The sequence below is a fragment of the Mesorhizobium sp. LEGMi-168a genome (genome assembly GCF_058312955.1).
In genome coordinates this window covers 118,620-132,316 of record NZ_JBZEGV010000009.1, presented here as the reverse complement: position 1 = coordinate 132,316, position 13,697 = coordinate 118,620, and the positions used below count along the sequence as shown (strand labels likewise).

General features: G+C 64.2%; 13 protein-coding genes and 1 other RNA gene. 11 read left to right on the top strand and 3 right to left on the bottom strand.

What is annotated here, in order from left to right:
- Positions 1-274: 274 nt before the first annotated feature.
- Genes AC4FWB_RS15060 through AC4FWB_RS15050 form a run of 3 tightly spaced genes read right to left on the bottom strand, consistent with a single transcriptional unit; the run spans position 275 to position 1,985 of the window.
- Positions 275-577 (bottom strand): Dabb family protein, encoded by a 303-nt coding sequence (locus tag AC4FWB_RS15060; protein WP_491026934.1) that lies wholly within the window; start codon positions 575-577, stop codon positions 275-277.
- A gap of 12 nt (positions 578-589) precedes the next feature.
- Positions 590-1,531, bottom strand: coding sequence for an NAD(+) diphosphatase (gene nudC / locus AC4FWB_RS15055; RefSeq protein WP_491026933.1), 942 nt, complete (start codon positions 1,529-1,531; stop codon positions 590-592).
- Between the two features lie 34 nt (positions 1,532-1,565).
- Positions 1,566-1,985: an HIT domain-containing protein gene (locus AC4FWB_RS15050; protein ID WP_491026932.1), complete on the bottom strand. Its 420-nt coding sequence runs from the start codon at positions 1,983-1,985 to the stop codon at positions 1,566-1,568.
- Positions 1,986-2,165: 180 nt separating this feature from the next.
- On the opposite strand from AC4FWB_RS15050, the gene ffs reads away from it, so the two are divergent.
- The 11 genes from ffs (at position 2,166) to AC4FWB_RS14995 (ending at position 13,659) form a co-directional block, all read left to right on the top strand.
- Positions 2,166-2,262, top strand: an RNA gene (gene ffs / locus AC4FWB_RS15045) — signal recognition particle sRNA small type.
- A gap of 100 nt (positions 2,263-2,362) precedes the next feature.
- Positions 2,363-4,174 carry a DNA polymerase III subunit gamma/tau gene (locus tag AC4FWB_RS15040; RefSeq protein ID WP_491026931.1) on the top strand — a complete coding sequence of 604 codons (1,812 nt, stop codon included), beginning with the start codon at positions 2,363-2,365 and terminating at the stop codon, positions 4,172-4,174.
- Between the two features lie 21 nt (positions 4,175-4,195).
- Entirely contained in the window at positions 4,196-4,519 is a 324-nt protein-coding gene (locus AC4FWB_RS15035) for a YbaB/EbfC family nucleoid-associated protein (protein ID WP_071101772.1), read from the top strand.
- A gap of 217 nt (positions 4,520-4,736) precedes the next feature.
- Entirely contained in the window at positions 4,737-5,702 is a 966-nt protein-coding gene (locus tag AC4FWB_RS15030) for a cell wall hydrolase (RefSeq protein WP_491026930.1), read from the top strand.
- Positions 5,703-5,906: 204 nt separating this feature from the next.
- Positions 5,907-6,512, top strand: coding sequence for a recombination mediator RecR (recR, locus tag AC4FWB_RS15025; RefSeq protein ID WP_491026929.1), 606 nt, complete (start codon positions 5,907-5,909; stop codon positions 6,510-6,512).
- 176 nt (positions 6,513-6,688) lie between these two features.
- Complete coding sequence (locus AC4FWB_RS15020) at positions 6,689-7,966, top strand: lytic murein transglycosylase (RefSeq protein WP_491026928.1); 1,278 nt, start codon at positions 6,689-6,691, stop codon at positions 7,964-7,966.
- A gap of 267 nt (positions 7,967-8,233) precedes the next feature.
- On the top strand, positions 8,234-9,865 hold the full coding sequence (locus AC4FWB_RS15015; RefSeq protein ID WP_491026927.1) for an ABC transporter substrate-binding protein: 1,632 nt from the start codon (positions 8,234-8,236) through the stop codon (positions 9,863-9,865).
- A gap of 18 nt (positions 9,866-9,883) precedes the next feature.
- The gene (locus AC4FWB_RS15010; protein WP_491026926.1) at positions 9,884-10,951 is read left to right on the top strand and encodes an ABC transporter permease; all 1,068 of its coding nucleotides are present in this window, start codon (positions 9,884-9,886) and stop codon (positions 10,949-10,951) included.
- A gap of 196 nt (positions 10,952-11,147) precedes the next feature.
- Complete coding sequence (gene nikC / locus AC4FWB_RS15005) at positions 11,148-12,074, top strand: nickel transporter permease (protein ID WP_491026924.1); 927 nt, start codon at positions 11,148-11,150, stop codon at positions 12,072-12,074.
- Complete coding sequence (locus tag AC4FWB_RS15000) at positions 12,071-12,916, top strand: ABC transporter ATP-binding protein (RefSeq protein ID WP_491026923.1); 846 nt, start codon at positions 12,071-12,073, stop codon at positions 12,914-12,916. Before nikC ends, AC4FWB_RS15000 begins: the two co-directional genes overlap by 4 nt.
- A complete protein-coding gene (locus tag AC4FWB_RS14995; protein ID WP_491026922.1) occupies positions 12,913-13,659 on the top strand; it encodes an ABC transporter ATP-binding protein in 747 nt (248 codons plus the stop codon). Before AC4FWB_RS15000 ends, AC4FWB_RS14995 begins: the two co-directional genes overlap by 4 nt.
- The last annotated feature ends 38 nt before the right edge of the window (positions 13,660-13,697 follow it).

The following is a 13,697-nucleotide window of genomic DNA, read 5'->3' as shown; positions in this document are numbered from 1 at the left end:
GTCTCTATACGGGGAGAAGTGCCCGGCAGGGCGATGAGGGGCAGCGCTGACTTCGACTGTTAACGCGCCCAGGTTCGAGTCGAGGCCCGAAGTCCCGGCCTAGCCTATCCAGCGTCTGTGCCGCCCCTCACCTGCCTGCCGGCATCCTCTCCCCGTATAGTGACGGGGAGAGGGGCACGGTCATCGGCGCTTTCGCCAATCGTCAGTGCTGCAGAAAGTAGCGGCAGGGGGCGGCGCTATGTTCCACCATTGACATTGGCGCCGGAACCGCTCTTCAGCCAAAGCCAAGCGGCACGTAGTCGATCTCCATAAACGCCTCGACTTCCGGCACCCAGCGGTCGCGGACGAAGGCGACGTGGTCGGGGTGCTCGTTGTATCTCGTGTAGGCGGCCTGGTCGGCGAACTCCATCGAGAAGCCGAACTCATAGTCGTTCTTGGGGCTGACCTGGCGCAGCTGCTCGAAATGCGTCACGCCCTTGATCGCTGTCAGGATCTTCTTGGCATCATGGAGAAACCGCTTCGCCTCCAGCGAATGCGGCGGATGCTTCAGCGTGAACACGACGGTGTGACGGATCATATTTGCTCCCTCCTATTCGCTGTCGACCCAGGCGCGGATGAGGTGATGCGCGATCGCCCCCTTCGGCGGTGTGATCAAGCCTCCGGCATGCGTTCTGTCCAGCATCGAGCGGACCTCGTCGCGGAAAAACCAGCGGCAGTCCTCCAGCTCGTTCAGGTCGGCCTGGATGTCCTCGTTGAGCGGCTCGCCGAAGCAGCCGATCATCAGCGAGTAAGGAAACGGCCAGGGCTGGCTGGCGTGGTAGACGACGCGGCCGAGCCGGATGCCGGCCTCTTCCAGCGTCTCGCGGCGCACCGCCGCCTCGATCGTCTCGCCGGGTTCGATGAAGCCGGCAAGCGCCGAATACATGCCCGGGCCGAAATGCCGGCCGCGCCCGAGCAGGCATTTCTCGCGCGTCGCCGTCAGCATGATCGCCACGGGATCGGTGCGCGGGAAATGGTCGGTGCCGCAGGCCGGGCAATGCCGCCTGTAGCCGCCGGCGCGCATTTCCGAGCGGTTGCCGCATTTCGAGCAGAAGGCGTGGCTGGCGTGCCAGGCGAGCAGCGCCGCCCCTTGCGCCAGCGCGCCGGCGGCCGCCTCGTCGATCAACCCCTGCATATAGACAGAGCGATAATCGATCGCCTTCACCGCTTCCGGCAGATTTTCCGGCTCGATGCCGGCAGGTACGGCAAGCACCGGACCGCTGTCCGAAATGCCGAGCAGCACGCCGTGGTCAAGCGAAACCTCGAAGGCCTGGCCTTCCGCCGCCTTGAACCATGGGTCGAACTGGCCGTCTTTCAATTTGAGATAAAGCCTGCCGCCATGCATCAGCATCAGCCGCGCCGATTGCTCGGCGAGCGCTTTCTCGACGGCGTCGTCGGCGCGGTTTTCCGATTGCCGGTCGATCCGGTTTCCGGCGAAACCGACGAACTGGCTCGGCTCGCGCAATGGCGCGTCAAACAGGCGAAAGCTCATGGGGACTCAGGGCGCAGGGTGGACACTGATCGGCTTATAGCGCTGCCTTGATCGTTTCGGCAAACCGGCGGATCTCGGGGCGCTGATAGGGCTCGCGCATGCCGTGCCCCCAGACCGGCCCCGGCCAGCCGGGGTCGCCTTCGGTGCGGGCGATGACATGGACATGCAGCTGGCGCACGATGTTGCCCAAAGCGCCGGTGTTGATCTTGGTGCAGCCGGTTACCCTTTTCAGCGCTTGCGCCACCATGTTGGTCTCGAAGGTCAGCATCGCCTGGTCGAGCGGCGTCAGCTCGTGGATTTCCTCCACGCCCGGCCGCTGCGGCACCAGGACCAGCCACGGCCAGCGGCGATCGTTCATCAGCCTGAGCTCGCAGAGGCCAAGCCACATGAGCTGCTCACTGTCCGCCTCCAACCGGGCGTCCAGCGTGAAACCGGCCTTGAGGCCAGGCAGCATGGGCGTTTCCTTCGCTTTTGTCGTCTTTTTCAAACCGGGGAACGCTAGAGCGGCGGCAAGGTGGCTGCAAGCGAATCATTGGCCGCTATTGTGGATTTGAAGGCTTTCTCGCCTGCGCAGCCGGCCGGTCATTCACCTCGACCCTTGCATTTCGCCGCCGAATTGCCGATATGGAGCGCGGGAGGTTGGTGGTGGACGATCCACTCGCCAACCGGGTCAGGTCCGGAAGGAAGCAGCCCTAACGAGCCCGGAACGGGTCATTGTTCCAGCCTCCCGCCTCTTCGCCTTTCTCCCGCGACATTGACGGCGCCGAGCCGTGCGGGCGAGACTATGCGCAGGAATCGGCCGCCTGCAGTCCTTGGAGCTTTTGACGGCGAATGAGCGAAGCCGGAAATTTGGGGCCAAAAAATCCGGAGACGGAGAAGGCCGGCGCCTATCGCGTGCTGGCGCGCAAATATCGCCCCTCGAATTTCTCCGAGCTGATCGGCCAGGAGCCGATGGTCCGCACGCTGACCAACGCCTTTGCCACCGGCCGCATCGCCCAGGCGTGGATGCTGACCGGAGTGCGCGGTGTCGGCAAGACGACGACGGCGCGCATACTCGCGCGGGCCCTGAACTATAAAACCGCAACCGTCGACCAGCCCTCCGTCGACCTGTCCATTCCCGGCGAGCATTGCCAGGCGATCATGGAAGGTCGCCATGTCGATGTCATCGAGATGGACGCCGCCTCGCATACCGGCATCGACGACATCAGGGACATTATCGACCGCGTGCGCTACGCGCCGGTGTCGGCCCGTTACAAGGTCTACATCATCGACGAAGTGCACATGCTCTCCACCCAGGCCTTCAACGGCCTGCTGAAGACGCTGGAAGAGCCGCCGCCGCACGTCAAATTCATCTTCGCCACCACCGAGATCCGCAAGGTGCCGATCACGGTGCTGTCGCGCTGCCAGCGCTTCGATCTCAGGCGCATCGATGCCGGCGCGCTGGTCGCGCATCTTTCGTCGATCGCCGCCAAGGAAGGCATTTCCGTCGACGACGAAGCGCTGGCGATGATCGCCCGCGCCGCCGAAGGCTCGGCGCGCGATTCGCTTTCCATCCTCGACCAGGCGATTGCCCACGGCAGCGGCACGGTCAGCGCCGAGGCGGTGCGCGCCATGCTGGGCTTGGCCGACCGCGCCCGCATCATCGACCTGTTCGAATACGTCATGAAGGGTGACGTGGCTGCGGCTTTGGCCGAGTTTCGCGCGCAGTACGACACCGGCGCCGACCCGGCCGCCGTGCTCACCGATCTTGCCGAATTCAATCACCTCGTCACCCGGCTGCGCTTTGTGCCGGCCGCGGCCGACGACGCTTCGCTCTCGGAGGACGAACGCCGGCGCGGCGCCGAATTCGCGAGCACGCTGTCGGTGCGCGTGCTGTCGCGAACCTGGCAGATGCTGCTCAAGGGCATCCCGGAGGTGCAGTCTTCCAACCGCCCGGTCAGCGCCGCCGAGATGGTGCTGATCAGGCTGGCGCATGCCGCCGACCTGCCGACGCTCGATGAAGCTTTGAAATCGCTGGAAGGCGCCGCACCCGTGCCGAATGGCGCGCCGCGCGCCAACGGAGCGCCGGCCGGCAATGGCGGCGGCGCAAGTGCTGTGGCGCAGGCGCGTATGCCCAGCTCGAATGGCGGTGCGCAGACCATGCGGTTGGTCGAGGCTCAGCCGGCGCCCGCGGCTTTCGCTCCGGTGCCGGCGCCGGTCGTCGAAACTCCCGTCGTGCCGGTCAAATCGCTGGCCGACATTGTTGCGCTTGCCGACGCCAATCGCGACATGGCCTTCAAGGTGCTCGTGAAACGCTGCGTAAGGCCCGTGCGCATCGAGCCTGGCCGCATCGACGTCACCCTGACCGATGATGCGCCGAAGATGCTGCTCAACGACCTGACCGCGAAGCTGCGTGCCTGGACCGGGCGCAACTGGCTGGTCTCGCTGTCGAAGGAGAAAGGCGGCCAGACGCTGGCCGAGATGGAGACGACGAAGCGCGAGAACGCCTTCTCGGACGCCAGGAGCGACCCAACGGTTGCCGCCATTCTCGCCCGCTTTCCCGGCGCCAAGATCATCGACGTGCGCATTCCGGATGTGCCGGAAGTGGAAGAGAGCGAGGCCGACCTGCCGGTCGAGCCGGCCGCCGACGACGACGAGATTTGAAGAAATAAGAGGACGTTTGCGATGAAGGATCTTCTCGGCCTGATGGGCAAGGCGAAGGAAATGCAGGCCAAGTTCCAGGCCATGCAGGACGAGATCGCCACGCTGGAAGCCACCGGACAGGCGGGTGGCGGACTGGTCAGCGTGACGCTGACCGGCAAGTTCGAAATGAAGGCGCTGAAGATCGATCCGTCGCTGCTCAAGGACGACGAGGTCGAGATCCTCGAGGACCTGCTTTTGGCCGCCCACAATGACGCCAAAAATAAGGTCGAGCAGGTCATGCAGGAAAAGACCAAGGCATTGACGGCGGGTCTGCCTATCCCGCCCGGAATGAAATTGCCGTTCTGAGGCGGCTGCCGCCAGTTAATTGATTATGAACGAAAATCGAGCCCGGGCCGCTATATTAACCATTTTGCCGGCAATGCTCACGGGCTCATTTCGCGACATTCATAAAGTTTTACCCAAGTCCAGAGGTTGCTAACCATCTAGCCATCTTTTTGCCTGAAAGAGTCTCATTCTTGCCACATCTCGGGGCGGGCTGGCATCTGGAAATGAGGCTTTTTTGTTGATCGCGACGCGATGGAAGACGCCGCTGCTGCTTATCGGCATCGCCGCTTCCCCCTTGTTCCTGGCCGGCTGCAGCCAGACCGCTTCACATGGCATGTCGAGCCTGACCGACGCCGTCACGCCGAGCTTCTTGAGCTCGCGTTCCTACAAATACACGATGAAGGACAAGGAATGCCTGCAAAGGGCGATGTTCTTCGAGTCCAACCGGTCGAGCCGCGACGGCATGATCGCAGTCGGCACGGTCGTGATGAACCGGCTGCGCTCGGGTGAGCATGGCAGCACCATCTGCGAGGTCGTCGGCGAGAGGGGCCAGTTCGCTCCAGGCGTGCTGACGCGGCCGATGAATTCGAAGGCGCTGCCTGATGTCGAACTGGCCGCCGAGGCGGTGCTCAAGGGCGAGCGCAAGGCCAAGCTCAAGAACACGATGTATTTCCACACCGCCGGGCTGCGCTTCCCTTACAACAACATGCACTACACGATGGTGGCCGGCGGTAACGCCTTCTACGAGAAGCGCGGCCGCAACTGGCAGCCGCTGCCCGATGAGCCCATGGTCGCCATTTCCTCCGGCAAGTCGCAGAAGGTCGACCCTGCCGCTCCGGTGCTCGTTGCTTCCGCCGAGCCGGTGGTCAAGACCATCGTCCATGCCGATCCGGCCAAGCAGGCCGCAATGACCGCAGCCGCTGCCCCGGCCAGGACCGCGACTGTTCCGGACGAGCAGACCTATATGACGGCCTCCGTCGCGCCGGCGCAGAAATCCGGCCGCGTCACGGCGAAGCCGACGGTGGTGGCGATGCAGGAGCCGATGGAGGAGCCGGACGCCTCCCGTTTCGGCGGCACGCTTAAGGGCCGGTACGTCACCTCCGTTCCAAGCGCGCCGCAGGAAGCGGCGGTGGGATTCCAGTCGACGCCTGAGAACACCGATGCCATCGGCGCGCTGATCGTCAGCCAGAACCGGCCGCTCTAAGCCCGCTGAACCGCCCCTCTTCAACGACCCGCCATGGCCGCATGGCGGGTCGTGCGCCATTGCGGGCTGTTGCAAACCGCTCTGAAAAATCCTGGATCAGTTCACCGTTTCACGAAGCGGCGAACTGATCCCCTTTTCGTTCTGACGCAATTGCGGACGGAAAACCGCTTCGCACTTTTCCTGGAATTGCTCTAGATCAGAGCGATGTCGAAACGAATCGCCGGTCCAGAGATCGAACGCCTGATCCAGCTCCTGGCCAAGGTGCCGGGGCTCGGGCCGCGTTCGGCACGGCGCGCGGCCCTCCATCTCATCAAGAAGAAGGAGCAGCTGCTGCAGCCTTTAGCCGCTGCCATGGGCGAGGCGGTCGACAAGGTGCGCATCTGCTCGACCTGCGGCAATGTCGACACTTCCGACCCTTGCATGATCTGCACCGACCCGCGCCGCGACGCCGGCACGCTGATCGTCGTCGAGGACGTCTCCGACCTCTGGGCGCTGGAGCGCGCCGCCGCCATGAACGTGCGCTACCATGTGCTCGGCGGCGCGCTGTCGCCGCTCGACGGCATCGGCCCGGACCAGCTCAACATCCGCTCGCTGGTCGATCGCGTCGCCGGCGGCGAGGTGAAGGAGGTGATCCTCGCCGTCAACGCCACCGTCGAGGGCCAGACGACGGCGCATTACCTGACGGATCAGCTCTCGGGCTTCGAGGTCAAGGTGACCAGGCTCGCGCATGGCGTGCCGGTCGGTGGCGAGCTCGACTATCTCGACGAGGGCACGCTGGCCGCCGCGCTGCGATCCAGGACGGCGTTTTGAAGTTGGCGGGGAGGGGGACCTTGGAAGTGACAGCATTCCTTCGCGCCCCCCTCTGTCCTGCCGGACATCTCCCCCACAAGGGGGGAGATCAGATGTCACGCCGGCTTTCGCCAATCTCCAACGTCGCAGGAAGAGGCGGGGCGCCAAAACAGCCAATCTCCCCCCAAGTGGGGGAGATGTCCGGCAGGACAGCGGGGGGCGCGAAGGAACGCGGATTGTTCAAGTTGGCTGTCATTGCTTTCTTTGCAGCAATTGTTGGCTTCGTCCTCATTTCTCCCGCCTCCGCAGCCCCCATCGACGATCAATTCCAAGCCTGGCTGCAAAACGACCTCTGGCCCGAGGTCAAGGCCAAGGGCATCTCCAAAAAGACCTTCGACGCCGCCTTTATCGGCGTGAAGCCGAACCTGAAATTGCCGGACCTCGTCCTGCCCGGCGAGAAGCCGACGACGCCTGAGAAGCAGCATCAGGCCGAGTTCGGCCCGCCAGCCAACTATTTCGCCGAGAAGATCATCCGCGCCGTCACCACCGGCGGACGGACACGCGACAGCGCCAACGCCAGGGTGCTCGGGCTGATCGAGAAGCGCTACGGCGTGCCTGGCGAGATCGTGCTGGCGATCTGGGGGCGCGAGACCGGCTTTGGCGCGGCCAAGATGCCTTACGACGCCTTCGAGGTGCTGGGCACCAAGGCGTTCATGTCGACGAAGAAGGATTTCTTCCGCACCGAGGTGCTGGCGGCGCTCGAGATCGTCGAGCGCGGGCTCGCCCCGGTCAACGCGATGAAGTCGTCCTGGGCCGGCGCGCTTGGGCAACCGCAATTCATGCCGACCTCATTCCTCAAGCACGCCGTCGATTTCGACGGCGACGGCAGGCCCGACATCTGGAGTTCGACCCCTGACGTGCTCGCCTCGATCGCCAACTATCTCGTCCATTATGGCTGGGTGAGGGGTCGCGGCTGGGGCACCGAGGTGATCGCGCCGGCCAACGTCTCCTGCTCGCTCGAAGGACCCGATCAGGGCAAGAAGATTTCCGACTGGGTGGCGATGGGCATCAGGCGCGCAGACGGCAAAGCGTTCCAGGCCAGCGAGCTGAAAGCCGAGGGCTTCCTTCTGATGCCGGCCGGGCGCAGCGGCCCGGCCTTCATCGTCACGCCGAACTTCTATGTGCTGAAGGAATATAACACCAGCGACCTCTATGCGCTGTTCATCGGCCACGCCGCCGACCGCATCGCCAAGGGCGACGCCACCTTTGCCGGCAACTGGGGCCCGGTCGGCGATCTCCACCGGTCCGATATCGCTTCGCTCCAGCGGGCGCTGGAGGCGAAGGGCTACGACGTCGGCAGCGCCGACGGCCTGCCTGGCTTCAAGACGCGCCGCTCGATCGGCGTCTGGCAGGCGAAGAACGGCAAGGTCGCGACCTGCTTTCCCGACGCGAGCCTGGTTGCGCAGTTGAAGTAGCGGCGACGCCGGGTTCACAAAACCTGGCAAATTTTTCCGGATCGGTAGCTGCAATTAGCCGGCGCACGGGTCGACTCGTAACGGCCCGTTCTGGTCCAATACCTTATCTCGCAAAATGCGCGTTGCCTGCTCCAGCGCCGCCGAATAGGGTGTTGACCAACTGGACAAAAACCACGACGGTAAGTGGTCCAAGCCTCCGTCGGCTTCGCAAAGAATAATGCAGCCCTGAGCCGGGAACTCAGGTCAACAAAACAGGGAACGATCACCATGATGCTGGAAAAGTTTGCGCTCCGTAGCTTGCTTGCGGGTGCGGCGATGTCTGCGCTGCTGGCAGCGCCCGCCTTCGCGGTCACGCCTGCCGACACGCTGGTCGAAGGCTTCGCCATCGACGACATCATCTCGATGGATCCGGGCGAGGCGTTCGAGCTGTCGACCGCCGAGGTCACCGGCAACACTTATGATCTCCTGGTCCGTCTCGACCTCAGCGATACTTCCAAGGTCAAGGGCGACCTCGCCGAGAGCTGGAGCGTTTCCGACGACGGTCTGACCTACACCTTCAAGCTCAAGCCCGGCATGAAGTTCGCCTCCGGCAATCCGATCACCGCTGCCGACGTCGCCTATTCCTTCGAGCGCGCCATCAAGCTCGACAAGAGCCCGGCCTTCATCATCAACCAGTTCGGCATCAGCGGCGACAACGTCACCGAAAAGGCCAAGGCGGTCGACGACACCACCTTCCAGTTCGTCGTCGACAAGGCCTATGCGCCAAGCTTCGTATTGAACTGCCTGTCGGCCACCGTGGCATCGGTCGTCGACAGCAAGCTGGTCAAGGAACATATCGCGGCCGTCACCCCTAGCGCCGATTACAAATGGGACAACGACTTCGGCAATGCCTGGCTGAAGACCGGCTATGCCGGCTCCGGCCAATACAAGCTGCGCGAATGGCGCGCCAACGAAGCCGTCGTCCTGGAGCGCAACGACAATTACAACGGCGAGAAGGCCAAGCTCGCCCGCGTCATCTACCGCAACATGAAGGAAAGCTCGGCGCAGCGCCTGGCGCTCGAAGCCGGCGACATCGACGTCGCCCGCAACCTCGAGCCGAACGACCTCGACGCCATCGCCAAGAACGCCGACCTCACCACCACAAGCGCGCCGAAGGGCACGGTCTATTACATCAGCCTCAATCAGAAGAACGCGAACCTCGCTAAGCCGGAGGTTCGCCAGGCGTTCAAATATCTGATCGACTATGACGCGATGAGCTCGACGATCCTCAAGGGCATCGGCGAGATTCACCAGTCCTTCCTGCCCAAGGGCGATCTCGGCGCGGTCGACGAGAATCCCTTCAAGTTCGACGTCGCCAAGGCCAAGGAACTCCTGGCCAAGGCCGGCCTGCCGGACGGCTTCAGCGTGACCATGGACGTACGCACCGGCCAGCCGACGACCGGCATGGCGGAATCGATCCAGCAGACGCTCGGCCAGGCCGGCATCAAGCTGGAGATCATCCCGGGCGACGGCAAGCAGACGCTGACCAAGTACCGCGCCCGCAACCACGACATCTATATCGGCAACTGGGGCCAGGACTATTTCGATCCCAACTCCAACGCCCAGACCTTCGCCTCGAACCCGGACAATTCCGACGCGGCAAAGATCAAGACGCTCGCCTGGCGCAATGCCTGGGACATTCCGGACCTGACCAAGCAGACCGAGGCGGCGCTGCTGGAGAAGGATTCGGCCAAGCGCGCCGACATGTACAAGGACCTGCAGCAGAAGATCCTCGACACCAGCCCCTTCGTCATCATCCACCAGCAGCTGGAAGTGGCGGGCTTGCGCAAAAACCTCAAGGGCTTCGCGCTTGGCCCGAGCTTCGACACCAACTTCGTCGGCGCGGTCTCCAAGGAATAGCGTCTTCGGGCGCGCCGCGTGAGCGTAGCTGAAAACCAGGCGGCGGCAGGGCGCGGCAGCGCCCGTGCCGTCGCGATTTTATCATCGATTGGCCGCTTCCTGGTCATCGCGGTGACGACCTATCTCGGTCTCCTCGCGGTGACCTTTTTCATCGGCCGCGTCATTCCGATCGACCCGGTGCTGGCCGTGCTCGGCGACCGGGCACCGACCGCCGTCGTCGAGCGCACGCGCCGCGAGATGGGGCTCGACCTGCCGCTGATCCAGCAGTTCTACATCTATGTGAAAAGTGCGCTGAGCGGCGATTTCGGCACCTCGGTGCTGACCACCAATCCGGTGATGTCCGACATCCGCCGCGTCTTCCCGGCGACCATCGAGCTTGCAACGCTCGGCACCATCATCGGCGCCGTCATCGGCGTTCCGCTCGGCGTGCTGGCGGCGGTGCGGCGCGGCAGCCTCATCGACCAGATCGTGCGCATCATCGGCCTGATCGGCTATTCCGTACCGATCTTCTGGCTGGGGCTTCTCGGGCTCGTCCTGTTCTACGCCAAGCTGCAATGGGTCGCCTTTCCGGCTCGGCTCGATGTCGTCTACGAATACACTTTCACGCCGATCACCGGCTTTTATCTCCTCGATGCGGCGATGCAGGGCCAGTGGGATGTCTTCTACGACGCCTACCGCCACATCATCCTGCCGGCTTCGCTGCTCGGCTATTTCGCGCTCGCCTATATCAGCCGCATGACCCGGTCCTTCATGCTGAACGAGATGGCGCAGGAGTACATCGTCGCCGCGCGCGCCAAGGGCCTGTCGGAAACACGCATCATCTGGGGCCATGCGCTGCGCAACGCCGCGGTGCCGATGGTGACGGTGATCGCGCTCTCCTATGCCAGCCTGCTCGAAGGCTCGGTGCTGACAGAGACCGTCTTTTCCTGGCCGGGCATCGGCCTATACATCACCAATTCGCTGCAGAACGCCGACATGAACGCGGTGCTCGGCGGTACAATCATCATCGGCTCGGTGTTCATCGCCATCAACCTTCTGTCCGATTTGCTCTACCGGCTGCTCGATCCGAGGACCAAGGCCGGATGAGCAGAGGTATCGCACTTTCGGGCTTGGCTGCGGCCAATCACCCCCACTCCGGCCCTTCGGGCCACCTCTGTCCCTGCCCGGGAGAGAGGAAAAGCCGGTCGCACGCTTGGCGCCTTTCCTCTCCCCCGTCGAACGGGGGAGAGGTGGTCTGCGAAGCAGACCGGAGTGGGGGTCGACCGCTTCAAGAGGCATCGTCATGACCGCCTCCGACGCCGGCCCCCTCTCCCGTCGCGAATGGTTGCTCAGCGAGCGGCCGGCCTCGCGCATGCAGGCAAGGCTCGGCCGCGCCTATGTCGCGTGGCGGCGTTTTTCGGCCAACCGGCTGGCCCTTGTCGGCCTGCTGATCATCCTCGCGCTGGTGGCGGTTGCCGCCTTTGCCGATGTGCTGGCGCCCTATTCGCCGACCGTGGGTGACCTCAAGAATGCCCGCTTGCTGCCGCCGGGCGCCGCGCACTGGTTCGGCACCGACGACCTTGGCCGCGACATCTATTCGCGCATCGTCTACGGCTCGCGCTGGACGCTCTACGTCGTCATCCTGGTCGCCATCATTGCGGCGCCGATTGGTTTGCTCGTCGGCACCGTCGCTGGCTATTCCGGCGGCTGGACCGACGCAATCCTGATGCGCATCACCGACATTTTTCTCGCGTTTCCGAAGCTCGTGCTGGCGCTGGCCTTCGTCGCGGCCCTCGGCCCCGGCATTGAGAACGCGGTGCTGGCGATCGCCATCACCTCCTGGCCGCCATATGCGCGCATCGCGCGCGCCGAGACGCTGACGGTGCGCAACTCCGACTACATCAAGGCGGTGCAATTGATGGGCGCTTCGCCCTTCCGCATCGTGCTGCGCCACATCATGCCGCTCTGCATCTCCTCGCTGATCATCCGGGTGACGCTCGACATGGCCGGCATCATCCTCACCGCAGCCGGCCTCGGCTTCCTCGGCCTCGGCGCGCAGCCGCCGCTGCCGGAATGGGGCGCGATGATCGCGTCGGGCCGCCGCTTCATCCTCGACCAGTGGTGGGTGGCGGCAGCACCAGGTGCTGCCATCCTCATCGTCAGCCTCGGCTTCAACCTGCTCGGCGACGGACTGCGCGACGCGCTTGACCCAAGGAGCGGCGACCAATGAGCGCCGACAAGAGCACGCTTCTCGAAGTCGACGACCTGCGCGTCACCTTCCCGACCCGCACCGGCGTCGTGCAAGCGGTGCGCGGCGTCTCCTTCTCGCTCCGCCGCGAGCGGCTGGGCATTGTCGGCGAAAGCGGCTCCGGCAAGTCGCAGACCGGCCGCGCCATCATGGGCCTGACGCCGCCACAGGCGCGGGTTTCGGCGAACAAGCTCAGCTTCGACGGCATCGACCTGCTCTCGATTTCGCCCGGCCAGCGCCGGGCGCTGCGGGGCAACCGCATCGCCATGATCTTGCAGGATCCGAAATACTCGCTCGATCCGGTGATGACCATCGGCCGCCAGATCGTCGAGACGCTGCGCACGCACGAAAAAGTCTCCAAGGCCGAGGCGCGCGACCGGGCGCTGGAGATGCTGCGGGCAGTGCAGATCCGCGACCCGGCCCGTGTCTTCGATCTCCATCCGCACGAAGTCTCGGGCGGCATGGGCCAGCGCGCCATGATCGCCATGATGCTGATCGCCGGACCGGAGCTGATGATCGCCGACGAGCCGACTTCGGCGCTGGATGTCACCGTGCAGCTCGATGTGCTCAACATCCTCGACAGGCTGGTCGCCGAACGCGGCATGGGGCTGATCTTCATCTCGCACGATCTGCGCCTGGTCTCCTCATTCTGCGACCGCGTCGTCGTCATGTATGCCGGCAAGGTGGTCGAGCAGCTCAAGGCGTCCGAGTTGCGCGACGCCCGGCACCCCTACACGCGCGGCCTGCTCAACTGCATGCCCAGGATCGGCTTTGAACGTCATCCGCTGCCGGTGCTCGACCGCAAGCCGGAGTGGGCGGCATGACGGCAGCGCTTTCCGTCGAAGGTCTGGAAGTTGTCTTCGACCGCTTTCGCGCGCTGAAGGGCGTGAACCTCGAAGTCAGGGAAGGCGAATCCTACGGGCTGGTCGGCGAAAGCGGCTCCGGCAAATCGACGCTGCTCAAGGCCATTACAGGCCTTGCGCCGGTCGCGTCGGGCACGATCACCGTCAACGGCAAGACGCTGGGCAAAACCCGCGACAAGGCCTTTTACCGCGACGTGCAGATGGTCTTCCAGGACCCCTACGGCTCGCTGCATCCGCGCCAGACGGTCGACCGGCTGCTGCAGGAGCCTTTAGCCATCCACGGTATCGCCGATGGCGAGAAGCGCATCGAGCGCGCGCTGGAAGAAGTCGGCCTCGGCAACGGTTTTCGCTTCCGCTACGCGCATCAGCTCTCCGGCGGCCAGCGCCAGCGCGTCGCGATTGCCCGCGCGCTAATTCTCGAACCCTCGATCCTTTTGCTCGACGAGCCGACTTCGGCACTCGATGCTTCCGTGCAGGCGGAGGTGCTGAACCTGCTCGAAGAGGTACGCCGGCGACGCAAGCTCACCTTCCTGATGGTCAGCCACGACCTCGCCATCATCACCCATATGTGCGAGCGGCTGATGGTGATGCAGAACGGCGAGGCGGTGGAGACGCTGACTGCGAGCCAGCTGATCGGCCATCGCGTCAGCGAGGACTATACGCGCAATCTGCTGAGGGCGAGCGAGGGGTTTGTGAGGGTGTAACTCGCAATTGTCGAAGTCGAGTTCCTTCGCGCTCCCCT